Origin of the sequence: Mammaliicoccus sp. P-M58 (genome assembly GCF_022386165.1) — a bacterium.
Taxonomy (GTDB): Bacteria; Bacillota; Bacilli; order Staphylococcales; family Staphylococcaceae; genus Mammaliicoccus; species Mammaliicoccus sciuri.
Genome location: NZ_JAJNJI010000006.1, coordinates 126,776 through 152,321 on the forward strand (window position 1 = coordinate 126,776; position 25,546 = coordinate 152,321).

Here is a 25,546-nt window from a genome sequence, read left to right on the forward strand (position 1 = left end):
GGCTCAACACTGTTCAATTAATAAAATATTGAATTTTCTGATTAAAACCATTTTATTAGGTTATATGATTATATAGACAAAATGGGGAGTGTTTATAATTATGAAGTTTAAAAGAAAGAACGTTAATGTTGTCGACGCCAGTAAAACGAAAAAAACGGTCGTTGCAACAGGTATTGGTAATGCGATAGAGTGGTTTGACTTCGGTCTATATGCTCAGCTAGCCGTCATTATCAGTATGAATTTCTTTGGTAATATGCCGAAAGAAATTCAACTTGCATCAACATTTGCGGTATTTGCTTTTGCATTTATAGTAAGACCGATTGGTGGTATATTCTTTAGTCATTTAGGAGATAAACATGGTCGTAAAGTCGTCCTTTCAACTACAATTATTATGATGGCTTTATCTACGCTTGCTCTAGGATTATTACCGACACAACACCAAATCGGTATTTGGGCACCAATTTTATTATTAATTATTAGAATGATTCAATCGTTCTCTACTGGTGGTGAGTATGCCGGTGCGATGACATACATTGCAGAAATATCACCTGATAAGACGAGAGGTAGACTCGGTAGTGGACTTGAAATTGGTACTTTATCCGGGAGTATTTTAGCCGCTGCTTTAGTAGGGATTATGTATGCACTATTAAGTGATGATCAAATGGCAGCTTGGGGTTGGAGAATCCCATTCATTATAGCTGCACCACTTGGTATTATAGGTGTGTATTTAAGAAATAATTTAGATGAAAGTCCAGCTTATGAAACAACACTTGAGGAACAAGAAGAACTTGAGTACTCTTATAAAGATATTTTCAGAAAATATTGGAGAGATATCATTGTTTGTTTCGCAGGTGTAGCTTTTTTAAACGTTGCTAATTACATGGTATTATCATATATGCCGTCATTCTTAAATGGCACTTTAGATTTAGGTGGTACGATGAGTAGTTTATTAAGTACGTTAACGATGGCAGCAATGATCCCAGCAGTATTCTTCTTTGGTTGGTACAGTGATAAAGTAGGGAATAAAAATACCATTTTATTTGGATTAATAGGATTTAGTTTATTCTCAGTATTAGCCTTCTGGTTAATGAGTATTCCTTCAATACCAATTGTTATTTTAGGACTGTTTATCATTGCACTGTTTATGTCTACATTTGAAGGTGTTATGCCATCTGTATTACCAAGTATTTTCTATACAAAAGTTAGACTAAGAACATTATCACTTGTTTACAATATTGGTGCAGCGATATTTGGTGGTTTAACACCATTTATTTTAACAACATTAGTCGAAACAACTGGTCAAAAAATTGCACCATCTTATTATTTAACATTGATTAATGTCATTGGACTTGTTATCTTCTTATTTATGTTTAAAACAACGTCTAATAAGTCATTAAGAGGATCTTATCCAAATGTTGATAATAAAGAAGACTTACAAGAAGTATATGAAAATCCGAAAGATGCACTTTGGTGGAATCACGAAGAAACAAATAAATCATAGAAAAGTAAGGACTGAGACAAAATTTTGTCTCAGTCCTTACTTTTTTGTGATTTATATTCAATTAAACAGCTTCTACTTCTAAGTTTACGTCAATATTTCCACGTGTTGCTTTAGAGTATGGGCAGAAATCGTGCGCTGCTTTTAAATATTTTTCTGCGTCTTCTTGAGATACGTTTTTTACTTTTGCGGCAATATCTACTTCTAATTTAGGACTTTCAGCATTTTCGTCATCAACTAAACGAACTGTTAACGTAACTTCTGGTTCAGCATCACGAACTTTGTTTTGTTTTAAAATTAAATCAAAAGCACCGTTGAAGCATGAAGCGTAGCCTGCTGCGAAAAGTTGTTCTGGATTAGTGGCATTACCATCTGCTTGTTGTGGTGGTAATACATCTACATCGATTGCTTTATCATCAGTGTAAACATGACCTTTACGTCCACCTGTGTTTGTAGCTTTTGTTTCATAATGAGTTGCCATAAAAAAATACCTCCTTTAAAGTATACTATCTATTTACCCGTATATTATTTTTTAAATCATCTATAAATTATAAATTAGCATATATAAATTGCCGGAAATATGAAATAATATACAATATCAAAATAAGAGAGGTCACAACATGAAAGCAATCTTAATAGGTGTCTTGGCAGCTTTATTTTTTGCAGTTACATTTGTCGTTAATCATATGATGGCTAATGATGGCGGAAGTTGGTATTTTAGTTCCTCTTTACGTTTTATTTTTATGCTGCCATTTTTATATTTGTTTGTACTCATTAAGGGAAGAACAAAATTTGTTTTAAAGCATATTCAACAAGAGAAGAAGGCTTGGTTCATATGGAGTGCAGTAGGTTTTGTATTATTTTATGTACCTATAACCTTTTCAGCAGAGTATAGCCCGGGGTGGTTGATTTCAGGTACTTGGCAAATAACAATTATTTGTGGCATGATATTGGCGCCATTATTTGTAGAGACAGTTGTGATAAATGGTAAAGAAACAATCGTTAGACATAAAATCCCATGGCGATCATTATTGATTTCAAGCATTATGTTTATCGGTATTATCATTATCCAAATTCCTCAAGCAAGTCAGATTAAATTGAACTTATTTTTATTAGGTTTCTTACCGATTTTAATTGCAGCATTTAGTTATCCTTTGGGAAATAGAAAAATGATGCAAGTTGTGAATGGTGAACTCGGTACAATTGAACGTGTATTTGGCATGACTTTAGTCACATTGCCTATTTGGATTGTTATATTTGTTGTTGGCGTACTTAAAGAAGGATTACCTTCTTCTAGTCAAGTCGTACAAGCATTTATCGTCGCACTATTTTCAGGCATTATCGCAACAATTCTATTTTTCTATGCTACAAATATTGTAAAGGATAACCAGGAACAATTAGCAGCAGTCGAAGCAACGCAATCATTAGAAGTTGTATTTGCTATTATTGGTGAAATGATACTACTAGGCTTACCGTTACCAAATGGTTTAAGTATGATAGGTATAGCGCTCATAATAATAGGTATGTGTATATATAGTTTTATCGATCATATTTCTTTTGGGAAATTTTTCAAAAAAATATGACGTGAGGCGTTTAAAAGTCCTCTTACAGGGTAAAATATAAAAGAATGGTCAATCATTCAATAAAGTTTAATGAAGGGTGATATAAAATGGCAGACGAAAGCAAATTCGAACAAGCAAAAGGTAACGTTAAAGAAACAGTTGGTAATGCAACGGATAACAAAGACCTAGAAACTGAAGGTAAAAAAGATAAAGCTTCAGGCAAAGCTAAAGAAGCAGTAGAAAATGTTAAAGATAAAGCGAACGAAGTTATCGATAAATTTAAGAAATAATACGTTTTCTAATTTGTTTAAAGCATAAGAAAAGCCATTAGACACGATGACTGTCTAATGGCTTTTTATTTACTTTACATCGTCTTTATCGATTTCCCATTTCATTTTGTAACGTTTATCTGATGAACGTAATTGTAATTGTACGTCATATTGATCCGCTTCAGGAACATCGTAGTATACATACCCAGTGTCAGATTCTCCAGGTTTAAGACTGAATGAGAATCCGTCATTTTTGTCATTCATACCATAGTATTTTGAAACTCTGCTTCCATCAGCTGTAACACCGAAGTTAGCATCTCCAACGATTAAGCTAGAGTTATTAATATTTTCAAGTTTGTAGTTAACTTTTAATATTTTATCTTTTAATGGTTTAGTACCATCAGATGGTGGGTTAACATATTCGGCTCTTTCAACTGTAATCTTAGTACCGATTGCACTAATCCCGTTACCAACTGATGTTTGTCTATCGACGATAGATGAATCGTTATCATCTTCATCTGTATTTTCTTCTGTTGTAGATTCTTCAGTAGTAGACTCTTCAGTCGTTTCTTCCTCAGTAGACTCCTCAGTTGTTTCTTCTTCTGTTGAGTTCTCTTCAGTTGATTTTTCTTCTGTTTTGTTCGTAAACTCATCGATTTGGTCTTTGATTGGACCAGCAGCACATGCGCCTAAAATAACAGCTAAAATAATGAATATAACTAAACATCCACCACAGCCGAATAACCAAGGTTTCATACTAGAGCCATTACCGTCTCCCGATTGTTGTTGCTGATTATTACCATTTGTTTCGTTAAATGGATTATTTTGTTGTTCTGAGGTGTTTTGATTAAAAGGATTCTGATCTGATTGATTAGAATTAGCCATAATATTTCCCCCTTATTCATTACTTTATTTTAATAAAAAATTATTGTTTTAATATAATCGAAATTCTTGTGTGAAAGTTTTCAACTATTGATAAACAATTGTGTTAATTATTAATTATTTTTAGTTTATAGTAAACTGGGAAATAAATCTAGACTTATTATTAAATTTATAAAAATTTAATAGTACTTTAATATTTAATGATTTTGTAGAATATGAATATTTGTAAATTTTATGCAAAAAGGGGTAATATAGTTATAAAGGAGTGATAAATATGTATAAAAATATTTTGTTTGGCATTGATACAGAAATGAAAAATCAAAAGGTTTTAGAACAAATTAATCACCTTGTCGGAGAAGGTTCTGAAGTTACATTACTTAATGTAGTCGCTGATAAAGACCTACAAGCTTCAGTTAGAATGGGTGTTCATTTAGATGAAATACAAGAAAAACGTCAAGAATCGATGAAGCATATCTTAGACTATTTCCATAAACACAACATTCAATATAAAATTGAATTTGCGAAAGGAAATCCTAAAACGGAATTAGTGCATAGAGCAAATAGTGGTGATTTTGATATCGTTGTGTTAAGTAATAGAAAAGCAGAAGACACAGATAAAATGGTATTAGGTAGTGTCAGCCATAAAGTAGCTAAAAGAGCTAAAATTCCTGTATTAATTGTTAAGTAGAAAAAGTATATTGATTTAAGTAATAGATTTCTTGAATCATCATGCATCGTTTCATAGAAAAAAGTCCTCGACTCATGTAAAATGAAAATAGAAGCATATTGGAGGAATGACTATGACTGATGGACAAAAGAAAGCGTTTCCGTATATCGTTGCAACGATTTCATTAGAAACTCAAGATGATATTGAAAAAACAGTGCAAGAACTCAATGCTCACAAAGATTCAATAGATATTGTTGAATTTAGAGCAGATACTTTAAAAAATACTTCAATTGAAAACATTAAGGAAACATTAGAGCAATTTAAAAGTGCATATCATGATGCGCCAATTTTGTTCACTTATCGTTCAGTAGGACAAGGCGGTCATGGTGACTTTGATCATGAAACATATTACAAGATTATGCAAGATATTATATGTAACAAAAAAGCTGAATACGTCGATATTCAACTCGATACGTATGAAGATAATCTTATGAATTGTATTACAAAAGCTCAGCATAATGATGTTAAAATTATTATTTCACATCATGACTTTAAGTCGACGCCAGATGTTGAAGAAATGTTTGTCACATATGAGAAAATGGCAGAGTTAGGTGCGAATATTGGCAAGTTAGCCGTGATGCCACAAAATGAACGTCATTTATTATCGATGTTAAATGCTATGAACAGAGCTTATCATAAGTTGGATATTGATGTGATCGGTATCTCGATGGGTGAATTAGGTAAGATGACAAGAATTACTGGTGGTATGTTTGGATCTAAATTTACTTACGGATTTGTTGGTAAAGAAGCAGCACCAGGTCAAATTCATGTTAAAGATATTAAAGAGCAGTTAGCTTTATATCAAAATTAATCACTGCATTATGCATAATATTGATGAAGCGAGTGTAGAAATCTTTTTAGACAATTTTAGATTTCTATCTCGCTTCTTTATTTTATGATACAATTGATAATAATTATCAATGAATTAGGAGTGTAAATAATGGAATTAAAGAAAGCGATTAAAGAAAGAAGAAGCGTCAAAAATTATGATTATGAAATGTATATAGACGAAGAAAAAGTATTTTCTTTAGTTGATTTAGCAACATACGCGCCGAACCATGGTATGAGAGAACCTTGGAGACTTGTGTATATTAATAAAAAACAAATTCCTGAATTTGCTGAAGAAGTTGCTGAATCGGCATTTGTTAATGATCCAGCTAAACAAGAAAAATATATTAATAAAGTTACTAAAGTGGGTGGCATGTTTGTCATCTTGTCGAAACGAGACTCAAGACAAAAAGAAAACCTTGAAAATCAAATGGCAATCGGCGCATTTGTACAAAACTTAATGTTACTAATGCATGATGAGGGAATGGGCTCATGTTGGAAAACACCTGCATTTATCTTTAATCCATCATTTAGAAAAACAGTCGGCGCTCATGATGATGAAGATGTATGTGGATTTTTATATTTAACTGAAAAAGATTCAAGTGTTAAAGTGATGGAAAGAAAAAATAAATCATTAATTACTGAATGGTAAAAAGAAAACCCACAAATGAGTTCGTGAGCTCAATTGTGGGTTTTAATATGATTATTTTAAGTTCTCAGCTAAGAATGCTTTAACATCTTCTGGTGTTTTTGCATTTGCTGAATGTAAGTGTGCAAGTTTTTCGTTGTTTTTAAATACTAATAAACTTGGAATACCCATTACATCATTTTCAGTTGCTGCTTCAGGAACTTGGTCACGATTAATTTGATACCAATTGTATTGATTGTATTCATCAATAATTGGATCGATCCATTGATTCATTCTAGTGCAATCTGGGCACCAATCTGCGAAGAATTTAACGACAACTGGTTCATCACTTTGTGTAATCTCTTCAAATTCAGCATATTGACTTATTGTTCTCATATTTATTCTGCTCCTTAGAAATAATGATTATAAGGTAAGTATATCTTATTTCTAATATTTAAAAAAATATTTAACTCATTACTACATGTTCTGTACTAATATTGTTATAATGAAATTAAATAGACATATGGAGGTAAAGACATGATAAAATTTTATCAATATCCTAATTGTACAACTTGTAAAAAAGCAGCAAAGTTCTTAGAAATGAACGGTGCCAGTTTTGAACCGATTGATATTACTCAATTAACACCAACAGCTAAAGAATTAAAAGATATCATTGATGGGACAGACATCAATGTAAATCAATTATTTAATACTCGAGGCGCTAAATATCGCGAATTGGGATTAAAAGATAAAATGGATGATTTATCAGACAACGAAAAGTTTGATTTGTTAGCATCTGATGGCATGTTAATTAAAAGACCTTTAGCTGTTTTAGGAAATAAAGTGACACTTGGTTTTAATGAAGACGAATATCGTCAAACTTGGTTATAAAAATAGTTGCTTGAATAATGGCTTTATGTCATGATTATAATTGAATTACATATAGGAGGGGATTACTTTGACAGTGCCTAGTGAGTTAAAATATTCAAAAGAACATGAATGGGTAAAAGTAGATGGAGATATCGTAACAATCGGTATTACTGATTTTGCTCAATCAGAATTAGGGGACATTGTGTTTGTTGAGTTGCCAGAAGAAGGTGACGAATTAACTAGTGGAGATTCATTCGGTAGTGTAGAATCTGTTAAAACAGTTTCTGAACTATATGCACCATTATCTGGTAAAGTCGTTGAAGTAAACGAAGAACTAGAAGACAGCCCTGAGTTTGTTAATGAATCATCATATGATAAAGCTTGGATGGTCAAAGTTGAACTATCTGATAAAGCTCAATTAGATGAATTATTAGATGCAGACGCTTATAGCGAAATGATAGGTGAATAACATAACATTAAACTCCACGATACTGATGTGTCATGGAGTTTTTTTGAAATATTTATCATGAAACTGAACAGCAATACTATCTCATTTGTAGAAGGTGATATTCATGGCGATGATTAAAAAGATTATAATCGTAGAAGGTATTTCTGATAAAAAACGAGTGGAAGAAGTATTAAATGATCATGTTCATATCATTTGTACCCATGGAACGATGGGTGTCGAAAAAATGGATGAGCTACTTGAAGAGATATTCGGTTCTCAAGTATATGTCTTAGTAGATCAAGATAAAGAAGGTAAGAAAATTAGAAAATGGTTTAAGAAATATGCAAGTGAAAGTCAGCATATTTATATAGATTCTACATTTTCTGAAGTAGCGCGCTGTCCAAGACAATATTTAGCGAATGTGTTAAACTATCATGGATTTATTGTTAAGAATGATTTTGTATTGAAAGGGAAGTATCGTTACCATGAAACACACAGAAATATTGAACGATATATACAAGCATTTTGATAAAGATATCCATTTATTATTTGGATATACGCCAACATGTGGAACGTGCAAAATATCAGAACGCATGTTAGATATTGCAAACCAAGTGACACAATTACCTATTAATAAGTGTGACTTGAATTTTTTCCCAGAATTCTGTAAAGAATTTGAAATCATGTCAGTACCCGTACTTTTTATCATGCATAAAGATCAAGTTATCCGTCGGATTTATGCCTTTCAGTCTGTTCCGTATATTGTAGAGAATATTCAAAAAGTTATTGACGATAAAAACTTATCATGATAGTATGAATTTAATTAAATACGTAATAACTCTTATCAAGAGTGGTGGAGGGATGTGCCCTTTGAAGCCCGGCAACCGTCATATAAATATGAAATGGTGCCAATTCACAAAAAGTGTTAACTTTTGGAGATGAGAGAAAGACAATTTTTGACGCCTTTCTCTTATTTTAAAGAGTGAGGCGTTTTTAATTTAGAGATTAGGAGGCAACAGATTTGATCGAATTAAATAAAGTTGTTAAAACTTTCAAAACAAAAAAAGGTAACATAACAGCTGTTGACCATGTTGACTTAAACATAGATAAAGGAAGTATATATGGTGTAATTGGTTTTTCTGGTGCAGGTAAAAGTACGCTTATACGTATGTTTAATGGCCTAGAAACACCAACTGAGGGAGAAGTAATTGTAGACGGTGCGAATATCGGTCAATTATCAAAGCAAGACCTCAGATTAAAAAGACAAAAAGTAAGCATGATTTTCCAACATTTCAACTTACTTTGGTCTAGAACAGTTAAAGATAACATCGCATTTCCATTAGAAATCGCTGGTGTATCTAAAAGTGAAATTAATGAGAGAACAAAAGAACTCATTAAAAGAGTTGGATTAGAAGGACGCGAGAATGCATATCCTTCACAATTATCAGGAGGGCAAAAACAAAGAGTTGGTATTGCCCGTGCACTTGCTAATGATCCACATGTCTTATTATGTGACGAAGCAACAAGTGCACTCGATCCGCAAACTACTGATGAAATATTAGATTTATTAGTAGATATTAATAAAGAACTAGATTTAACAATCATACTAATTACACATGAAATGCATGTCATTAGAAAAATTTGTGACCACGTAGCAGTCATGGAGAACGGTAAGTTTGTTGAAGAGGGAGAAGTTATTAACGTATTTAATAACCCTCAAACTTATGTTACACAACGATTCGTTAAAGATGATCTTAAAGCAGATGATTTACAAAGAACTTTACAAGACTTTAAGAAAGAACAACCAAATGGTGAAATTTGGAAATTAAACTTCGTTGGTGGAACAAGTTCTGATCCAGTGTTAGCGAAAATTATAAAAACTTATAATATCGATATTAACGTTATCGAAGGTGACGTTAAATTAACTCAAAATGGTACATTTGGACATATGATCGTTCATTTACCTCAAGGAGATTATTCTAAAGAAGCAATTAAGCAAGAATTGAATAATCTAGGCGTGAAAGTAGAGGTGAACGTTGGTGAATAAATCATTTGGAGATATCATAACAGAAATGGTCACGATGCCTAACGTACGATGGGATGCTGTATGGGAAGCATTGTATGAAACGTTATATATGACGATTATTTCTACAGTATTTACTTTAGTATTTGGATTAATCTTAGGAACTTTACTATTTTTAACATCAAGAGGAACATCTAAAAGTTCACGTGTATTCTATTCAATCGTTTCATTTGTTGTGAACCTATTTAGAGCTATTCCATTTATCATTTTAATATTATTATTACTACCTTTTACGGACATCTTACTAGGTACAATTAGTGGACCTAAAGGCGCTTTACCAGCATTGATTATTGGTGCATCACCATTTTATGCAAGACTTGTTGAAATCGGCATGAAAGAAATTGATAAAGGTGTTATTGAAGCGGCAGTTTCTATGGGTGCTACTACTTGGACAGTTGTTCGAAAAGTATTAATAAAAGAATCATTACCTGCTTTAGTATCGGGAATCACAGTTACAGCTATTGCTTTAGTTGGATCAACTGCTATAGCCGGTGTAATTGGTGCAGGGGGCTTAGGTAACTTAGCTTACCTAACTGGATTTACACGAAATCAAAATGACGTCATTTTAATTTCAACAATCTTTATTTTAATTATTGTTTTTGTCATCCAATTTATTGGAGATTTAATTGTAAAAAGAATTGATAAACGTTAAGGAGTGTTTTTAATGAAAAAAGTATTTGGGTTATTATTTATTTCAATTTTAACAGTCGTACTAGTAGCATGTGGTGGCGGTAGTGGCGACAAGAAAGAAAAGAACGAAACAATTAAAATTGGTGCATCACCAGCACCTCATGCTGAAATTTTAGAAGAAGCTAAACCACTTCTTAAAAAAGAAGGTTATGACTTAGAAATCAAGACAATTAATGATTACACAACACCTAACAAATTATTAGATAAAGGTGAACTTGATGCTAACTTCTTCCAACATACACCATACTTAAAAACTGAATCAAAAGAAAAAGGATATAAAATTGAATCAGCAGGTAACGTACATTTAGAGCCAATGGCAGTTTACTCTAAGAAATATAAAAAATTATCTGACTTACCAAAAAATGCAACAGTCTATGTTTCAAACAATCCAGCTGAAGAAGGTAGATTCTTATCATTCTTCGTTAAAGAAGGACTAATCAAAATTAAAGATGGTGTTAAACCAGTTGACGCAACATTTGATGATATTGTAGAAAACAAGAAAAATATTAAATTCAACAATAAACAATCAGCAGAATTTTTACCTAAATCTTATCAAGCAGACGAAGGTGACGCTACAATCATCAACTCTAACTTTGCAATCGAACAAGGATTAAATCCACTTAAAGATTCAATTGCAGTAGAAGGAAAAGATTCACCATATGCAAACTTAATTGCAGTTCAAAAAGGTCATAAAGACGACAAACAAATTAAAGCTTTAATGAAAGTCTTACAATCTAAAGAAATTAAAGACTTCATCAACAAGAAATACGACGGAGCTGTAATCGCAGCTAAGTAATAAGTTTGAAAAAACATCTAGCCATAAGGTTAGATGTTTTTTGTATAATTACTCATCTTTGAACATTATGTTTGTGTATGCTTTCATTTATAGATAAAATTTATTTAATTAAATGAAAAGGTGGTAAATTATGAAGATTATATTAGTTGGTGCTAATGGTACTATTGGTTCAGCAGTGGCAGAAGAACTTGCGTCAAATGGACATGAAGTTGTGAAAGTTGGACGTAATTCAGGTGACTATCAAATGGATATGTCGAATGTAGAAGATATTAAGTTAATGTTTGAACAAATTCAAAATGTAGATGCAGTTGTTTCTACTGCAGGTGCAGCTAATTTTGATGATTTATCTGACTTAACACCTGAATCAAATGAAGTTGCTGTTACGAGTAAATTACTTGGACAAATCAACTTAGTACTGATTGGACAACATTATATTAATGATGGTGGAAGTTTCACATTAACAACTGGTGTTATTATGGACGAACCAATCAAAGGTGGCGTTTCATCAGCAATGGCTGGTGGTGGTATTCAAGCATTTGTGAAATCAGCTGCATATGAATTAAAACGTGACTTAAGAATTAATAATGTAAGTCCAAATGTAATTGAAGAAGCACTCGAAGATTATGGTGATTTCTTTAAAGGTTATCAAGCAGTCCCAGCTAAAAAAGCCGCTAAAGCATACTTGAAAAGTGTAGAAGGTATTCATTCCGGTCAAACATACCGAGTTTATGAATAATATTTAACAAAAAGCAGTCGATCTCCCTTTTTAAATGGAGAGTCGACTGCTTTTTGTTTTAGTAGAGATGAAATTATAGTCAAGGTGCACGAAGACTGGTAGATATCGTGAGATAATCAAAACTTAAATATATCCGTTAAAGAAATAAATAATCAGCATAAATACCGCAATGGCATACAATATGATACCGACAAATCTGTAATTCCTAACGTTGAATGTAGCGATTGTAATAATAGTAGCAGCAGTTAATAATGTGTTTAAGATACTACTCAAATTAATAACATTGACTAAATTTAATAAAAGTATAAATGCGCATATTGCACTTATAACGAATGCAAATTGTTCATAGCGTTTCATGTAATTTTCCTTTCATAAACTGCATATTTATTTATCATCATTATAGTATATATTGGATAGAAAGGCATACGGAAGACGTTGAAATAGAATATTTATAAATTGAGAATTAATTGAAATGATTATCATTTGAAAAACATTTCAGAAAAATACTTTATATGAACAGTTTCTTCTATATAAATAAAGCGAAAATGTTTATTTGCCCGTGTAACTACGTTATAATATTAAGGGTAAAGATTCACAGCAAACTTTGACGTTACATTAAAATTATTATAAACTAGAAAAGATAATGTAGGGTTATCTTTTTTAAATGTGAATAAATTCTCTGGAGGGAAAAATAATATGGCATCAATATTAGAAATCAAAGATTTACACGTAGAAATCGAAGGTAAGAAAATTCTTAAAGGTGTAGATTTAACTATCAAACAAGGTGAAATCCACGCAATCATGGGACCTAACGGTACTGGTAAATCAACTTTATCATCTGCAATCATGGGTCATCCTAGTTATGAAGTAACACAAGGTGAAGTACTTCTTGATGGTGAAAATGTATTAGAAATGGAAGTTGACGAGCGTGCGCAAGCTGGTTTATTCCTAGCTATGCAATACCCATCAGAAATTTCTGGTGTAACAAATGCTGATTTCTTACGTTCTGCAATTAACGCTAAACGTGAAGAAGGCGACGAAATTAACTTAATGCAATTCATTAAGCAATTAGATAAACAAATGGATCTATTAGAAATGGACCAAGATATGGCTCAAAGATACCTAAACGAAGGTTTCTCTGGCGGTGAGAAGAAACGTAACGAAATTCTTCAATTAATGATGTTAGAACCTAAATTTGCAATTTTAGATGAAATTGACTCAGGTTTAGATATTGACGCATTAAAAGTTGTATCAAAAGGTATTAACAAAATGCGTGGAGAAGACTTTGGTTGTTTAATTATTACTCACTATCAAAGATTATTAAACTATATTACACCTGACTTTGTACACGTTATGATGCAAGGTAGAGTTGTTAAATCAGGTGGCGAAGAATTAGCAAAACGTCTTGAAGAAGAAGGTTACGAGTGGATTAAAGAAGAACTTAACATTGAAGACGAAACAATTAACGCTGAATAATATATGATTATGATAGTCAAGTAGGAGGAGTATAAATGGCAACTGAAACAAAGTTAAATATTAACGTTGAAGACTTAGTTAATTATTCAGCATCTCAAAATGAACCACAATGGATGACTGATTTAAGAAAAGAAAGTTTTCAAAAATTAGATACATTAGAAATGCCTAAACCAGACAAAACAAAAATTGACAGATGGGATTTTGATTCATTCAAAACACATGCTGTTACAAGTGAAACATTTGATACTATCGACAATTTACCAGAATCAGTTCGTAAAATTATCGATACTGAAAATGCTACAAACTTAATTGTTCAACATAATAATACACCTGCTTTTACTAAAGTAGATGAAAAATTAGTCGAACAAGGCGTTGTAATTAAAGATTTAAAAACAGCTTTAATTGAAAATAGTGATTTAGTACAAAAATACTTCATGACAGACGCAGTTAAAGTTGATGAACATAGATTAACAGCTTTACACGCAGCATTAGTTAACGGTGGTGTATTTGTATACGTACCTAAAAATGTTGTTGTAGAAGATCCTGTTCAATACGTTGTATTACATGATGATAGCGATGCAAGTTTCTTCAACCATGCGATTATCGTAACTGAAGAAAGTGCAGAATTAACTTACGTTGAAAACTATTTATCTACAGTATCTTCAAACGAAGGTCAGTTAAATATCATTTCTGAAGTAATTGCTGGTGCAAACTCAAACATTACTTACGGTACAGTTGATTTCATGGATAAAGGCTTTACTGGTCACATTATCCGTCGTGGTACAGCAGCAGCTGATGCTACAATTGATTGGGCTTTAGGTTTAATGAATGACGGTAGTACAATTAACGACAACACGACTTATTTAATGGGTGACCGTTCAAACTGTAACTTAAAAACAGTCGTAGTTGGTCGTGGAGAACAAAAACAAAACTTTACAACACAAATCATTCAATATGGTAAAGAATCTAATGGCCATATCTTGAAACATGGTGTTATGAAAGATAGTTCTTCTTCAATCTTTAATGGTATTGGTTATATCAAACACGGTGGTACGAAAGCAGATGCTCAACAAGAATCTCGTGTTCTTATGTTATCTGAAAAAGCACGTGGAGATGCAAACCCAATCTTATTAATTGATGAAGATGATGTAACAGCAGGACACGCAGCTTCAGTAGGTAGAGTAGATCCAACTCAACTTTATTACTTAATGAGTAGAGGTATTTCTCGTGAAGAAGCAGAACGTTTAGTTATTCACGGTTTCCTTGATCCAGTTGTATCTGCATTGCCAATCGAAGACGTTAAACGTCAATTACGTGAAGTTATTGAATTAAAAGTAACAACACAAATATAAAAAAGGCACAGAAAGGTCTGATAATGTGGCCGAATCAACATTTAATGTAGAAAAAATTATAAAAGATTTTCCGATATTAGAACAACAAGTTAACGGTAGTAGACTCGTGTATTTAGATTCATCAGCCACAAGTCAAACACCTACTCAAGTCACTGATAGCATTGTAGATTACTACAACCGTTATAACTCTAATGTTCACCGAGGTGTGCATACACTAGGTACACTTGCTACGGATGCTTATGAAAAAGCACGAGAAACTGTTAGAAGATTTATAAATGCACAATATTTTGAAGAAGTTGTATTCACAAGAGGAACTACAACTGCAATCAACTTAGTGGCGCATAGTTACGGTGATGCAAATGTTTCTGAAGATGATGAAATTGTTGTCACACAAATGGAACATCATGCGAACATCGTGCCATGGCAACAGCTTGCTAAAAGAACAGGTGCTAAACTTAAATTTATTCCAATGTCAGAAAGTGGCGAACTTGAAAGAGACGCAATCGAAAGTACGATAAATGATCGAACTAAAATTGTCGCAGTCGCTCATGTGTCTAACGTATTAGGTACAATCAATGATGTTAAATATATTGCAGAAGTCGCACATCGTCATAATGCTGTTATTGCAGTAGATGGTGCGCAGTCAGCACCACATATGAAAGTGGATGTTCAAGATTTAGATGTAGACTTCTTTAGCTTTAGTGGTCATAAAATGTTAGGCCCTACTGGTATAGGTGTCTTATATGGTAAACGTGATTTATTAGATAAGATGGAACCAATAGAATTTGGTGGAGATATGATTGATTTTGTTGGATTAGAAGATGCAACATGGACAGACTTACCAACGAAATTCGAAGCTGGTACACCGCTTATTGCAGAAGCAATTGCTTTAGCTGAAGCGATTAAATATATTGATGCTATCGGTTTAGATAACATTCATCAACATGAGTATGATCTTGTGAATTATGCTTACAATGAAATGTCTAAAATTGATGGACTTGAAATATATGGACCTACACCTGATAAAAGAGCTGGATTAATTACATTTAATGTAGAAGGTGTTCACCCACATGATTTAGCAACAGCATTAGATTCTGAAGGCGTAGCTGTAAGAGCAGGTCACCATTGTGCACAACCATTAATGAAATGGTTAAACCAATCTTCAACAGCAAGAGCAAGTTTCTATATTTATAATACTACTGAAGATGTTGACCAACTCATTCAGGCACTAAATGGCGCGAAGGAGTTTTTCTCTTATGAATTTTAACAATTTAGATCAACTATACCGTTCTGTCATTATGGACCACTATAAGAATCCTCGTAATAAAGGCGTTCTTGAAGATGGCTCTCTAACAATAGATATGAACAATCCGACATGTGGAGATCGCATCCGCTTAACATTAGATGTAGAAGATAATGTTATTAAAGATGCTAAGTTTGAAGGTGAAGGTTGCTCTATTTCAATGTCTAGCGCATCTATGATGACTGAAGCGGTTAAAGGTCATACAATTGAAGAAGCATTAGAAATGAGTCAAGAATTCTCAAACATGATGCTTGGTGAATCCTACGAAATTACAGAAGAAATGGGAGATATAGAAGCACTATCAGGTGTATCTAAATTCCCAGCAAGAATCAAATGCGCTACTTTAGCATGGAAAGCATTTGAAAAAGGAACAAAAGAGCAAAATAACGCGTAACTTTTGAAAAATGGGCGAACGCTATTATAAAAGAGGAGTGAAGAAAATGGCTAAAAAATCACCAGAAGTTGGAGATTATAAATATGGCTTCCATGATGAAGACGTTTCTATTTTCCGTTCAGGTAGAGGTTTAACAGAAGAAATCGTTAAAAAAATATCTGAAATGAAAGACGAACCACAATGGATGCTTGATTTTCGTTTGAAATCATTAAAACAATTTTACAAAATGCCAATGCCAATGTGGGGTGGCGATTTAACAGAGTTAAACTTTGATGAAATCACATACTACGTTAAACCATCAGAACGTTCAGAGCGTTCATGGGATGAAGTACCAGAAGAAATTAAAAATACTTTCGATAAATTAGGTATTCCTGAAGCAGAACAAAAGTATCTTGCAGGTGTATCTGCGCAATATGAATCAGAAGTTGTTTACCATAACATGGAACAAGACTTAGAAGAACAAGGTATTATCTTCAAAGATACTGATTCAGCATTACGTGAAAATGAAGAATTATTCAAAGAATATTTCGCAAGTGTTATTCCAGCTGCAGATAATAAATTCTCAGCATTAAACTCAGCAGTTTGGTCTGGTGGATCATTCATTTACGTACCGAAAGGCGTAAAATTAGAAACACCACTTCAAGCTTACTTCAGAATTAACTCTGAAAACATGGGTCAATTTGAAAGAACATTAATTATTGCTGATGAAGGTTCTTCAGTACACTATGTAGAAGGTTGTACAGCACCTGTTTATACGACTAATTCATTACACTCAGCTGTAGTTGAAATTATCGTTAAGAAAGATGCATACTGCCGTTATACAACAATCCAAAACTGGGCTAACAATGTTTATAACTTAGTTACTAAACGTACTTTCGTATATGAAAATGGTACGATGGAATGGATTGATGGTAACTTAGGATCTAAATTAACAATGAAATACCCATCTTGTTTCTTACTTGAAGAAGGCGCTAGAGGTATGACTTTATCTATCGCACTTGCAGGTAAAGGACAAGTTCAAGATGCTGGTGCAAAAATGATTCATAAAGCACCTAATACGTCATCAACAATTGTTTCTAAATCAATTTCTAAAAATGGTGGTAAAGTTGTTTACCGTGGTCAAGTACACTTCGGACGTAAAGCAACTGGCGCACGTTCAAACATTGAATGTGACACATTAATTATGGATAACGAATCTACATCAGATACAATTCCTTACAATGAAATCATGAACGATAACATTTCATTAGAACACGAAGCGAAAGTTTCTAAAGTATCTGAAGAACAATTATTCTACCTAATGAGCCGTGGTATTTCAGAAGAAGAAGCAACTGAAATGATCGTAATGGGCTTCATCGAACCATTTACAAAAGAATTACCAATGGAATATGCAGTAGAAATGAACCGTCTAATCAAATTCGAAATGGAAGGTTCAATTGGATAAGTTTTAACCTTATTCCAATACTATTGTAGATAAAAAAAGCACGATTGATACCAATTCGATACCATTTATTTTATAAATGTTGTCAAATTTGTGTAATCTATCGTGCTTTTTTATTTGGTTAATTATCTATGCAATGTTTTACGTACTCATGAATTTTATGAAGTGCGAACTCTATATTATCTGTAGTTTCATATGAATAAGATAATCGAATAGTATTTTCTTCGCCGCCATAGATAAATCCTGGGTTCAACAAAATTTTTTCTTTATGAAGTAAGTCTAAAAATAATTTCTTCGTATTTACACCATCTTTAAACTTTATCCATATAAAAAATCCTCCTAATGGTATATGCCATGTAGCTATTGTAGAGAATAATTTATCTAATATTGTTAACATATAGTTTTGTTTGTCTTTTAAAATTTTTCTTAGTCTCGTTAAATGAATATCATAGTCACCGCTTTTAAGCATTTCATATACAACTGCTTGTGATAATATACTAGAACCATAATCACTTTGCATTCTGATATCGGCTAATTGTTCTATAACTTTTTCTGAAGCGGCAATCCAACCAATTCTTAATGCTGGCGCAAGAGTTTTTGAAAAACTACTTATATAAAAAACTTTACCAATATTATCAAATGATTTTAACGGAGGAGAGGGCTTTTCTTCAAACCATAAATCTCTATAGATATCATCCTCAATTACAGGTATATTGTGGCGACTACTTAACTTAATGATGTTTTCTTTACTATGAGATGATAAAGACTGACCAGTAGGATTGTTAAATGTAGATTCTACGTATATTACTTTGTCTTTATAGTGATGATATTTTTGAATTGTCTTATTAAATTGTTGATTATTGCTATATGGAATCTTTATTTGTTTTAAATTAGACGTGTTAAAGATATGAGTTGAATCAATGTATGAAGGGGTAAACGAAAATACTAATGCGTTTTGACTTAAAAAACCAGTTGTTAATAGATGAATTGCATGAAGTGCCCCTGAAGTTATAAGGATATTATTTTGGGTAACATTTATACCTTCATGTTGTAATCTATTTGCTATTAATTTACGTAATTTGTTATATCCAAATCCGTTATTGTAACCAAAAGATAAATTACCTATGTATTTTGAAACTTCCTTTAAAGCATTTTTTAAATATAAATGAGGTAGTAGATCTTCAGATAACTCACCTTTACTAATATGAATGTAATTTAAATCAGTTTCAAATTTATTAATTAATTGAACAGTATAATCACTCCTACTACTATAAGACCACTTCATCATTTCTGTCCATTTGGTTGAAATGTAACCTTCATCCAAATAGTTATTTACGTAAGTACCACTTCCAATCATAGTATAAACAAAGCCTTCTGCTTCTAATAACTCTATACTTTTGATAACAGTTACTCTATTCACATTAAATTGTTTTGCTAAAATTCTTTGGGAAGGAATACGCATTCCATAAAACCATTCACCACGCATTATTTTATCCCGTATATATGAAGCTATTTCTTTATATTTAATGATAAATCACCTCTCAAAAATTGGTTGTATGATTATAAATATAATTGGTTGTACTTATTTTACATTATTTTCCTTAATATAAGAATATCTTATGAAGAAAAGAGTGGATAAAATGAGTTTAATCAAAAAGAATAGTTATGCAAGATATGATTTGTTTAAGGATTTGAAATATGAAGGTATTGAGCATGATTATAATGAATTATTGGAATACTTTAATGATTTACCAATTGATGAATACGGAGGGAATGGTAATAGATATAGAAGATATTCTAGAGCTATAATACTACCACAAACAGGAGAAATAGTATGGTTACCAACTATTAATAAAGATAACGTTGAATATTCTGCTTATTTTCAAGGTAAATATAATCCAGAACATTTAAGTGCATATAGAGAATTTCATTCACTGAGTAAAACTATGAAAAATAATAAATTACTTAACAAAATTATAACACATGACTATAATGAAACTTTTTGGGATGAAAAAGACAAAATTTTGCCTATACATGTAGGTATACATTTTGTAAAATTAAGCGTTAAAAAAAATGGAGAAAAGGCAGTTTCATCTCCAAATTGTTTACATCAAGATGGAGAGCCATTTACTTTTGCGCATCTAATAGAGAGACGTAATGTAACAGGTGGTAGAAATGTCATTGCTTTTCCTGCCTCTGCGGGAAAAAAACCAGATGATATTGATAATGAAGAAATAATTGAAGTATTCGAAATTATTAATCCTCTTGAATCCTATGGAGTATATGATCCTAAAGTTAGTCATTATGTTAGTCCAGTTGAAAAGAATAATGGTGATGATGAGGCAGTTAGATCTGTAATACTTATTGATTTTCAACAAACAGTTGTTGCAAATATCGATGAATAAATTTAAAACTAATCAGTATATATTATTCGCTTTTTCATTAACCATTATTTTATGGGCTTCTGCATTTCCAATGATTAAATTTGCTCTTGTAGATTTTAAAGCTGAGAATTTATCTGCGATAAGATTATTTATTGCCTCAATAGTGTTAATAGTATTTGCAGTTATAAAAAAATACCCACTTCCTGAAAAAAAGGATATCCCATTAATAATTTTGCTTGGATTTAGTGGATTTACTATCTATCATGTGGCATTAAGTATTGGTGAATATTATATTAGTGCTGGCGTAGCAAGTTTATTGGTTTCAACTACTCCAATTTTTTCAGCTATACTTGCAAAGTATTTTTTAAAAGAAAGATTTACAAAAAAATCATGGTATGGTTCATGTATTGCTTTTTTGGGAGTTGGATTATTAAGCTTAAGTAGTGGCAATAATAAAATAATGGGGTATGGGGTTATTTTAGTTCTGATTGCCTCGTTAGGTGAGAGCATTTACTTCGTTTTTCAAAATAAGTTTTTGAATAAATATGGTTTTATTCCTTTTACAATTTATACGATTATCTCTGGTACGATATTTACAATTATATTTTTACCTGATGCAATTAATGAATTACATTCAGCAAGTAATATTTCTATTTTAGCTGTCATATATCTAGGTATATTTCCTAGTGTGATTCCATATATTGCTTTAGCTTATACAATACAGAAAATTGGTACATCTGAAGCCACAATATCTCTTTATTTAACACCAGTTATTTCATTAATATTATCTTATTTGATACTACAAGAGATACCGTCACAATTAGCTATAATTGGCGGTATTATAACTATTATTGGAGTAACTCTAACATCAGTAAAAGAAAGAAATTAAAAAAACTCTCATTTAAATGAGAGTTTTTTGAAATTATTATTAAATCAAATCTTATAGCTGTTTATCTATTTTGTAACATTATTAAAGTAATTATTAATGTTTTTAATAGTATTTAATATGATTATGCGTTTTGTTTTACTAAACTTATTTACTTTTTTTATAATGACAGGTTTTTCATTTTTATCAAAATTCCACGTCCATATCAATAGATGTAAGTTTAATTTATCAATTGCATTGTATGGCTTATCTGGTCTATCATTATTTCTATAGATAAATGTTCTTTTAATTACATTAAAAATACATTTATACTTATTAATATTTAAAAAGATGATAGTATCAGCTTCTAATAATCTTTCATCTAGAATGTTAGTATAATTACCTTCAATGATCCAATTATCATTACTAAGTATTTTCTTTTGTATATCACACTTTTGTTTATAACTAACAGGTTTCCAGTCTGATTTTCTCATTAAATTATCTAAATGATACACTTCAATATTTAATTCTCTAGATAGTTTTTTAGATAGATATGATTTTCCGGAACCACTTGAACCAAGTATAACGACTTTCTTCATATGATCTCACACCCAAACAGAAATTCTATATTCATTTTATAATTTATTATTATATCATAACCTATTTGTTCATATTAAAAAATACAAAACGAACATTGACATTATTTGTAATTTAATGAATGATATGAATTAGTAATGCTCGATTATTAAAGGTATTTATATTTATTTATTGAATAGTAATGCGTTAATATTTGAAGATTCATTTAAATAGTTAAAGGAAGTTAGGTGCTGAATATGATGTACTTTGATGCAGATAGCGTGGAGATTAAATTATTAAATTTTGGAGATTTACAAAAAGCTATTCATTTAAATTTAAGTGATGATAAGTATCAACTTTTAGAAGATGGTGTCACTATTAACAATGATTATTTTTTAACTGTATATAAAAATGCAATAAACATTTTTGAAGAATTATTTTCACCATCAGATTCTTTAAATTTAGTTCATGTTGTATATGTTTATAATAAGCCTTACAAAAAAACGAATATTATAAAGAATTTCACTTCGTTAACTATAGATGAATTATCTTATTTTAAAGAATACATAAAAACGAATGATGATAATATTATGTGTGAGGAGTTTTCATATAAATGTTCCAGGAAAGATATAAAATATAAAAAGCTATTAAAGGCTATATCCAATCAAGATTTTAAAGGATTAGTTCCAAATATTAATCAGGACTATAATTATTCAGAAATATATATAATCAATAATACTAAAAACTTAATATACCATTTATATGATGATAGAGGTCTTTGGTTAGTTTTTTATAATAGTGAAGATTATCTATTATATTCTAAGAAGTATAGTCACTTAATTTTGGATTTATAATACTACCAGATAAAGAAAGCCCCGTAGAATTTCTACGGGGTTTTTCAATACTTTAATCAATTTTAGATAATGTAACGGATGATGTTCTATTTCTTAAGTCTACTTCGATTTCTTCAAGGCTTCTGCCTCTTGTTTCTGGTAAGTATTTAATGACAAATATCATTGCAAGTATACCGATGACTGCAAAGATTAGAAATACTTGTTCGATTCCCATAACTGATGTGAGAAGTGGGAAGAATTGTGCGACTAATAAACTACCTATTGATAATGATAATGTCGCAATTCCTGTTGCTGCACCTCTTGCTCTCATTGGGAATAGTTCTGGTAACATGATCCATAAGATTGGTCCCCAAGTGAATGCGAAGAAGACAATGAACAATGTTAAACATGCGACAATAATCCATGCGCCGACTGTTGAATGTAATCCAATTGTCCATACGAGTGTCGCCATAATAAGTAATGAACTAACCATACCGATATTACCTGTAATGAGTAGTTTTTTACGGTCAATTTTATCCATTATATATATTGCAAATATCGTTACGATAACATTGACTGATCCGATGCCGACTGTTCCAAGAATAGCTGTTGCATCTCCTAAACCTGCTTTACTAAAGATTGTTGGTGCATAATAAATGATGGCATTAATACCGATGATTTGTTGGAGTAGTGCAAATATACAGCCTATAACAAGTACGGGTCTTAGCCAAACAGATTTTAAGACTGTCCATGTACTTTCTGATATATGAATGATTTCTTTCATTTCGTCAATTTCTTTATCAATTTCTGATTGTTTTCTTGTAATTGCCATAACTTTTCTAGCGGCTTTTTCACTTTTATGTTCAAGTAACCATCTAGGGCTCTCTGGCATAAAGTAAACACCGATCATTAAGATGACAGAAGGGACAACTGCTAATCCAACCATCCATCTCCAAGCCTCCATATCTGCGAAAGCATAGTTAACTAAATATGAAGCGAGAATCCCGATAGTAATCATCAGTTGGTTTAATGAACTTAAAGAACCTCTCGTGTCAGTTGGTGCCATTTCTGATAAATAGACAGGCACGATTGCAGTAGAGCCTCCGACTGCTAATCCGATTATAAATCTACCTATGACTAGGATAACCATTGATTGTGCTAATGATAGAATTAATGCACCGACGATAAAGACAATCGCAATAACAAATACGAGCTTTCTTCGACCGAGTTTATCCGATAGTGGTCCACTGAATCCTGAGCCAAATATTGCACCGACTAACATTGAACTCACGACTAAACCTTCAGTGAAACTTGTGAGTGGTATATCATTTTTTATAAAAAGCAGCGCGCCAGATATAACACCCGTGTCATATCCGTAAAGCAATCCACCTAAAGCACCTAGGAAGAAAATTAACTTCGTTCTATAATTGCTTGCTTCCATTTTATTACCCCCATGTAATTTGAATAACGCCATCAGAAACTTTAGTTAAAATAAAAGTTTGGAGCTCGTTGAAGTTATTTGATTATTTAAGATAACTAAAAAAAGTTGTAATTACTCTTTGAATCTGATTTAATTATTAATGTAAGCCTTTTCAAATAGAAAATCAAGTAAAATACGAATAAAAATATTTATTTTAGTTATTATAAATTACTTAAAGTTAAGGAGGGTTGTCGTGAAGCAATCATCTCGGATCAATATTAATTTAATGAAAGATTATAATAAGCAACTTGTTTTAAGGACGATTCAAAAGTATGGACCAATCTCTAGAGTAGAAATTGCGAATAGAATTGATTTATCAAGACCTTCAGTTTCAGAAATTGTTTCAATATTAATTGATGAACAATGGATAGAAGAGAAGGCAATGGAAAGAAAAGTTAGAGGCAGACAACCGATACCACTTGATATTAATAAAGAGAAAAAAGTGATGATTGGTTTAGAAATTGGTGCATATAGAACGAGTATAATTGTCAGTAATTTGAGAGCAGAAATCTTATTTGAGAAACAAATAGAAATGGATTTACAAAAAGGTCCGAATGACATGATTGTTTATTTAGGACAAGAAATTCGTTTAATTGCAGAAGAATATTCAGCACAACAAATTGAAGTACTTGGTATTGGAGTAGGTATGCACGGGTTGGTCGATACTCAAAATGGTACAAATATCTTTGCGCCAAACTTAGGATGGAGAAATATCGAAATTAAATCGATATTAGAATCTGAAGCAGACTTGATGGTCGTAATTGATAATGATTGTAATAGTGCAGCACTTGCGGAAATGTGGTTTGGTCAGGGTAAAGAAGAAACAAACTTTATCTCGGTCATCGTAGACTATGGTGTTGGTGCAAGTATTATCAATAATGGATCGATTTTAAAAGGCAATCATCATATTACAGGTCAAATTGGACATGTCACAATAGATCCAGACGGTCCATTATGTTCTTGTGGTAACTATGGCTGTTTAGAAACGTTGACTTCAGAAACAGCAATTTTAAAAATGATTAAGCGTCAATTAAAAATTGGTCGTAAAAGTCAAATATTAAATATGCAGTCTGAAATTGATGAATTAAGTATTGTAGATTTTTATGAGGCAGTGAATCAAGGCGATGAATTATGTGTCCAAATTGCTAAAGAAGTTGGTAGAAACCTTGGTTTAGGCTTCGCAATATTAATCAATTTATTTGGACCAAAATTTATAGTATTAGGTGGTAGTTTAACGAAAATTAGTCATGTCTTACTACCAGAAATTAAAGCAATCATTCGGTTAAAAGTAATGGGTGAAGATGCGAAAAAGACGCCAATTGTAACTTCTGCTTTAGGGGACGATTTATACACGATTGGTGCAGCATCTTTAATAGTAGAAGAAATATTCTCATTACCTAAACCAAATAAATGAATATAAGGAGG

Annotated in this window: 30 protein-coding genes and 1 riboswitch; of the genes, 23 read left to right on the forward strand and 7 right to left on the reverse strand. The window is 31.8% G+C overall.

Going from position 1 to position 25,546, the window contains the following annotated elements; translation table 11 throughout:
* The first annotated feature begins 100 nt into the window (after positions 1–100).
* The gene (locus LQ694_RS08415) at positions 101–1,501 is read left to right on the forward strand and encodes an MFS transporter (protein ID WP_049319785.1); all 1,401 of its coding nucleotides are present in this window, start codon (positions 101–103) and stop codon (positions 1,499–1,501) included.
* Positions 1,502–1,562: 61 nt separating this feature from the next.
* Here LQ694_RS08415 and LQ694_RS08420 read toward each other — a convergent pair whose 3' ends face one another.
* Positions 1,563–1,979, reverse strand: coding sequence for an organic hydroperoxide resistance protein (locus LQ694_RS08420; protein WP_025904358.1), 417 nt, complete (start codon positions 1,977–1,979; stop codon positions 1,563–1,565).
* A 139-nt stretch (positions 1,980–2,118) separates the two neighbouring features.
* Between LQ694_RS08420 and LQ694_RS08425 the strand changes: the two genes are divergently transcribed.
* Positions 2,119–3,081 carry a DMT family transporter gene (locus tag LQ694_RS08425; RefSeq protein ID WP_058612654.1) on the forward strand — a complete coding sequence of 321 codons (963 nt, stop codon included), beginning with the start codon at positions 2,119–2,121 and terminating at the stop codon, positions 3,079–3,081.
* An 86-nt stretch (positions 3,082–3,167) separates the two neighbouring features.
* Positions 3,168–3,350 (forward strand): CsbD family protein, encoded by a 183-nt coding sequence (locus LQ694_RS08430; protein ID WP_058612655.1) that lies wholly within the window; start codon positions 3,168–3,170, stop codon positions 3,348–3,350.
* Positions 3,351–3,419: 69 nt separating this feature from the next.
* Here LQ694_RS08430 and LQ694_RS08435 read toward each other — a convergent pair whose 3' ends face one another.
* Positions 3,420–4,214 (reverse strand): DUF4352 domain-containing protein, encoded by a 795-nt coding sequence (locus LQ694_RS08435; protein WP_048540225.1) that lies wholly within the window; start codon positions 4,212–4,214, stop codon positions 3,420–3,422.
* Positions 4,215–4,485: 271 nt separating this feature from the next.
* Between LQ694_RS08435 and LQ694_RS08440 the strand changes: the two genes are divergently transcribed.
* The 3 genes from LQ694_RS08440 (at position 4,486) to LQ694_RS08450 (ending at position 6,418) form a co-directional block, all read left to right on the forward strand.
* Positions 4,486–4,899, forward strand: coding sequence for a universal stress protein (locus LQ694_RS08440; RefSeq protein WP_049319787.1), 414 nt, complete (start codon positions 4,486–4,488; stop codon positions 4,897–4,899).
* A gap of 112 nt (positions 4,900–5,011) precedes the next feature.
* Positions 5,012–5,749 (forward strand): type I 3-dehydroquinate dehydratase, encoded by a 738-nt coding sequence (aroD, locus tag LQ694_RS08445; RefSeq protein ID WP_070368999.1) that lies wholly within the window; start codon positions 5,012–5,014, stop codon positions 5,747–5,749.
* 129 nt (positions 5,750–5,878) lie between these two features.
* Positions 5,879–6,418 carry a nitroreductase family protein gene (locus LQ694_RS08450; RefSeq protein ID WP_049319789.1) on the forward strand — a complete coding sequence of 180 codons (540 nt, stop codon included), beginning with the start codon at positions 5,879–5,881 and terminating at the stop codon, positions 6,416–6,418.
* Positions 6,419–6,469: 51 nt separating this feature from the next.
* Here the strand turns inward: LQ694_RS08450 and LQ694_RS08455 are convergent, their stop codons facing one another.
* On the reverse strand, positions 6,470–6,790 hold the full coding sequence (locus tag LQ694_RS08455) for a thioredoxin family protein (RefSeq protein WP_037588811.1): 321 nt from the start codon (positions 6,788–6,790) through the stop codon (positions 6,470–6,472).
* 141 nt (positions 6,791–6,931) lie between these two features.
* Here LQ694_RS08455 and LQ694_RS08460 point away from each other — a divergent pair, with 141 nt between their 5' ends.
* The 8 genes from LQ694_RS08460 to LQ694_RS08495 all read left to right on the forward strand — a co-directional run bounded on the left by LQ694_RS08460 (position 6,932) and on the right by LQ694_RS08495 (position 12,017).
* The gene (locus LQ694_RS08460; protein WP_048540217.1) at positions 6,932–7,285 is read left to right on the forward strand and encodes an arsenate reductase family protein; all 354 of its coding nucleotides are present in this window, start codon (positions 6,932–6,934) and stop codon (positions 7,283–7,285) included.
* A gap of 67 nt (positions 7,286–7,352) precedes the next feature.
* The gene (gcvH, locus tag LQ694_RS08465) at positions 7,353–7,733 is read left to right on the forward strand and encodes a glycine cleavage system protein GcvH (protein WP_025904367.1); all 381 of its coding nucleotides are present in this window, start codon (positions 7,353–7,355) and stop codon (positions 7,731–7,733) included.
* Positions 7,734–7,836: 103 nt separating this feature from the next.
* Positions 7,837–8,241, forward strand: coding sequence for a toprim domain-containing protein (locus tag LQ694_RS08470; protein ID WP_058612660.1), 405 nt, complete (start codon positions 7,837–7,839; stop codon positions 8,239–8,241).
* Positions 8,198–8,521 carry a thioredoxin family protein gene (locus LQ694_RS08475; RefSeq protein ID WP_070368998.1) on the forward strand — a complete coding sequence of 108 codons (324 nt, stop codon included), beginning with the start codon at positions 8,198–8,200 and terminating at the stop codon, positions 8,519–8,521. Before LQ694_RS08470 ends, LQ694_RS08475 begins: the two co-directional genes overlap by 44 nt.
* 29 nt (positions 8,522–8,550) lie before the next feature.
* Positions 8,551–8,657, forward strand: a riboswitch (SAM riboswitch).
* Between the two features lie 76 nt (positions 8,658–8,733).
* The gene (locus LQ694_RS08480) at positions 8,734–9,759 is read left to right on the forward strand and encodes a methionine ABC transporter ATP-binding protein (protein ID WP_058612661.1); all 1,026 of its coding nucleotides are present in this window, start codon (positions 8,734–8,736) and stop codon (positions 9,757–9,759) included.
* A complete protein-coding gene (locus LQ694_RS08485; protein ID WP_025904371.1) occupies positions 9,752–10,447 on the forward strand; it encodes a methionine ABC transporter permease in 696 nt (231 codons plus the stop codon). The genes LQ694_RS08480 and LQ694_RS08485 overlap by 8 nt, the downstream gene beginning before the upstream one ends.
* 12 nt (positions 10,448–10,459) lie before the next feature.
* Positions 10,460–11,281 carry a MetQ/NlpA family ABC transporter substrate-binding protein gene (locus LQ694_RS08490; RefSeq protein WP_048540210.1) on the forward strand — a complete coding sequence of 274 codons (822 nt, stop codon included), beginning with the start codon at positions 10,460–10,462 and terminating at the stop codon, positions 11,279–11,281.
* A 130-nt stretch (positions 11,282–11,411) separates the two neighbouring features.
* Complete coding sequence (locus LQ694_RS08495) at positions 11,412–12,017, forward strand: short chain dehydrogenase (RefSeq protein WP_025904373.1); 606 nt, start codon at positions 11,412–11,414, stop codon at positions 12,015–12,017.
* Positions 12,018–12,140: 123 nt separating this feature from the next.
* Here LQ694_RS08495 and LQ694_RS08500 read toward each other — a convergent pair whose 3' ends face one another.
* Positions 12,141–12,374, reverse strand: coding sequence for a hypothetical protein (locus LQ694_RS08500; RefSeq protein ID WP_218696787.1), 234 nt, complete (start codon positions 12,372–12,374; stop codon positions 12,141–12,143).
* Positions 12,375–12,713: 339 nt separating this feature from the next.
* On the opposite strand from LQ694_RS08500, the gene sufC reads away from it, so the two are divergent.
* From sufC to sufB, 5 genes are read left to right on the forward strand one after another with little or no spacing between them, the layout of a single operon-like run.
* Positions 12,714–13,493 carry a Fe-S cluster assembly ATPase SufC gene (sufC, locus tag LQ694_RS08505; RefSeq protein WP_048540204.1) on the forward strand — a complete coding sequence of 260 codons (780 nt, stop codon included), beginning with the start codon at positions 12,714–12,716 and terminating at the stop codon, positions 13,491–13,493.
* A 35-nt stretch (positions 13,494–13,528) separates the two neighbouring features.
* Complete coding sequence (gene sufD / locus LQ694_RS08510) at positions 13,529–14,845, forward strand: Fe-S cluster assembly protein SufD (RefSeq protein ID WP_058612416.1); 1,317 nt, start codon at positions 13,529–13,531, stop codon at positions 14,843–14,845.
* Between the two features lie 25 nt (positions 14,846–14,870).
* Positions 14,871–16,112, forward strand: coding sequence for a cysteine desulfurase (locus tag LQ694_RS08515; protein WP_096791141.1), 1,242 nt, complete (start codon positions 14,871–14,873; stop codon positions 16,110–16,112).
* Complete coding sequence (gene sufU / locus LQ694_RS08520; protein WP_048540200.1) at positions 16,102–16,542, forward strand: Fe-S cluster assembly sulfur transfer protein SufU; 441 nt, start codon at positions 16,102–16,104, stop codon at positions 16,540–16,542. The genes LQ694_RS08515 and sufU overlap by 11 nt, the downstream gene beginning before the upstream one ends.
* Before the next feature lie 46 nt (positions 16,543–16,588).
* Positions 16,589–17,986, forward strand: a complete 1,398-nt coding sequence (sufB, locus tag LQ694_RS08525) for a Fe-S cluster assembly protein SufB (RefSeq protein WP_025904379.1) — start codon at positions 16,589–16,591, stop codon at positions 17,984–17,986.
* Between the two features lie 118 nt (positions 17,987–18,104).
* Here sufB and LQ694_RS08530 read toward each other — a convergent pair whose 3' ends face one another.
* The gene (locus LQ694_RS08530; RefSeq protein ID WP_135015650.1) at positions 18,105–19,514 is read right to left on the reverse strand and encodes an aminotransferase-like domain-containing protein; all 1,410 of its coding nucleotides are present in this window, start codon (positions 19,512–19,514) and stop codon (positions 18,105–18,107) included.
* Between the two features lie 88 nt (positions 19,515–19,602).
* On the opposite strand from LQ694_RS08530, the gene LQ694_RS08535 reads away from it, so the two are divergent.
* On the forward strand, positions 19,603–20,388 hold the full coding sequence (locus LQ694_RS08535; RefSeq protein ID WP_239771990.1) for a 2OG-Fe dioxygenase family protein: 786 nt from the start codon (positions 19,603–19,605) through the stop codon (positions 20,386–20,388).
* The gene (locus tag LQ694_RS08540) at positions 20,381–21,256 is read left to right on the forward strand and encodes a DMT family transporter (protein WP_218696785.1); all 876 of its coding nucleotides are present in this window, start codon (positions 20,381–20,383) and stop codon (positions 21,254–21,256) included. The genes LQ694_RS08535 and LQ694_RS08540 overlap by 8 nt, the downstream gene beginning before the upstream one ends.
* 65 nt (positions 21,257–21,321) lie before the next feature.
* Here LQ694_RS08540 and LQ694_RS08545 read toward each other — a convergent pair whose 3' ends face one another.
* Positions 21,322–21,831 (reverse strand): P-loop NTPase family protein, encoded by a 510-nt coding sequence (locus tag LQ694_RS08545; protein WP_135015655.1) that lies wholly within the window; start codon positions 21,829–21,831, stop codon positions 21,322–21,324.
* A 237-nt stretch (positions 21,832–22,068) separates the two neighbouring features.
* On the opposite strand from LQ694_RS08545, the gene LQ694_RS08550 reads away from it, so the two are divergent.
* Positions 22,069–22,662 carry a DUF3885 domain-containing protein gene (locus LQ694_RS08550; protein WP_218697472.1) on the forward strand — a complete coding sequence of 198 codons (594 nt, stop codon included), beginning with the start codon at positions 22,069–22,071 and terminating at the stop codon, positions 22,660–22,662.
* Between the two features lie 52 nt (positions 22,663–22,714).
* On the opposite strand, the gene glcP is transcribed toward LQ694_RS08550, so the two are convergent.
* A complete protein-coding gene (glcP, locus tag LQ694_RS08555; RefSeq protein WP_218696784.1) occupies positions 22,715–24,082 on the reverse strand; it encodes a glucose transporter GlcP in 1,368 nt (455 codons plus the stop codon).
* A gap of 232 nt (positions 24,083–24,314) precedes the next feature.
* Between glcP and LQ694_RS08560 the strand changes: the two genes are divergently transcribed.
* Entirely contained in the window at positions 24,315–25,535 is a 1,221-nt protein-coding gene (locus LQ694_RS08560) for an ROK family transcriptional regulator (protein ID WP_204200711.1), read from the forward strand.
* The last annotated feature ends 11 nt before the right edge of the window (positions 25,536–25,546 follow it).

Coding starts and splice junctions, on each gene's coding strand:
- LQ694_RS08500 (WP_218696787.1), bottom strand. CDS start 12,374: ATGAAACGCTATGAACAATTTGCATTCGTTATAAGTGCAATATGCGCA.
- LQ694_RS08415 (WP_049319785.1), top strand. CDS start 101: ATGAAGTTTAAAAGAAAGAACGTTAATGTTGTCGACGCCAGTAAAACG.
- LQ694_RS08430 (WP_058612655.1), top strand. CDS start 3,168: ATGGCAGACGAAAGCAAATTCGAACAAGCAAAAGGTAACGTTAAAGAA.
- sufC (WP_048540204.1), top strand. CDS start 12,714: ATGGCATCAATATTAGAAATCAAAGATTTACACGTAGAAATCGAAGGT.
- sufB (WP_025904379.1), top strand. CDS start 16,589: ATGGCTAAAAAATCACCAGAAGTTGGAGATTATAAATATGGCTTCCAT.
- LQ694_RS08550 (WP_218697472.1), top strand. CDS start 22,069: ATGTACTTTGATGCAGATAGCGTGGAGATTAAATTATTAAATTTTGGA.
- LQ694_RS08475 (WP_070368998.1), top strand. CDS start 8,198: ATGAAACACACAGAAATATTGAACGATATATACAAGCATTTTGATAAA.
- LQ694_RS08540 (WP_218696785.1), top strand. CDS start 20,381: ATGAATAAATTTAAAACTAATCAGTATATATTATTCGCTTTTTCATTA.
- glcP (WP_218696784.1), bottom strand. CDS start 24,082: ATGGAAGCAAGCAATTATAGAACGAAGTTAATTTTCTTCCTAGGTGCT.
- LQ694_RS08435 (WP_048540225.1), bottom strand. CDS start 4,214: ATGGCTAATTCTAATCAATCAGATCAGAATCCTTTTAATCAAAACACC.
- LQ694_RS08450 (WP_049319789.1), top strand. CDS start 5,879: ATGGAATTAAAGAAAGCGATTAAAGAAAGAAGAAGCGTCAAAAATTAT.
- LQ694_RS08545 (WP_135015655.1), bottom strand. CDS start 21,831: ATGAAGAAAGTCGTTATACTTGGTTCAAGTGGTTCCGGAAAATCATAT.
- LQ694_RS08535 (WP_239771990.1), top strand. CDS start 19,603: ATGAAGAAAAGAGTGGATAAAATGAGTTTAATCAAAAAGAATAGTTAT.
- sufU (WP_048540200.1), top strand. CDS start 16,102: ATGAATTTTAACAATTTAGATCAACTATACCGTTCTGTCATTATGGAC.
- LQ694_RS08420 (WP_025904358.1), bottom strand. CDS start 1,979: ATGGCAACTCATTATGAAACAAAAGCTACAAACACAGGTGGACGTAAA.
- LQ694_RS08495 (WP_025904373.1), top strand. CDS start 11,412: ATGAAGATTATATTAGTTGGTGCTAATGGTACTATTGGTTCAGCAGTG.
- LQ694_RS08470 (WP_058612660.1), top strand. CDS start 7,837: ATGGCGATGATTAAAAAGATTATAATCGTAGAAGGTATTTCTGATAAA.
- sufD (WP_058612416.1), top strand. CDS start 13,529: ATGGCAACTGAAACAAAGTTAAATATTAACGTTGAAGACTTAGTTAAT.
- LQ694_RS08455 (WP_037588811.1), bottom strand. CDS start 6,790: ATGAGAACAATAAGTCAATATGCTGAATTTGAAGAGATTACACAAAGT.
- LQ694_RS08440 (WP_049319787.1), top strand. CDS start 4,486: ATGTATAAAAATATTTTGTTTGGCATTGATACAGAAATGAAAAATCAA.
- aroD (WP_070368999.1), top strand. CDS start 5,012: ATGACTGATGGACAAAAGAAAGCGTTTCCGTATATCGTTGCAACGATT.
- LQ694_RS08490 (WP_048540210.1), top strand. CDS start 10,460: ATGAAAAAAGTATTTGGGTTATTATTTATTTCAATTTTAACAGTCGTA.
- LQ694_RS08460 (WP_048540217.1), top strand. CDS start 6,932: ATGATAAAATTTTATCAATATCCTAATTGTACAACTTGTAAAAAAGCA.
- LQ694_RS08425 (WP_058612654.1), top strand. CDS start 2,119: ATGAAAGCAATCTTAATAGGTGTCTTGGCAGCTTTATTTTTTGCAGTT.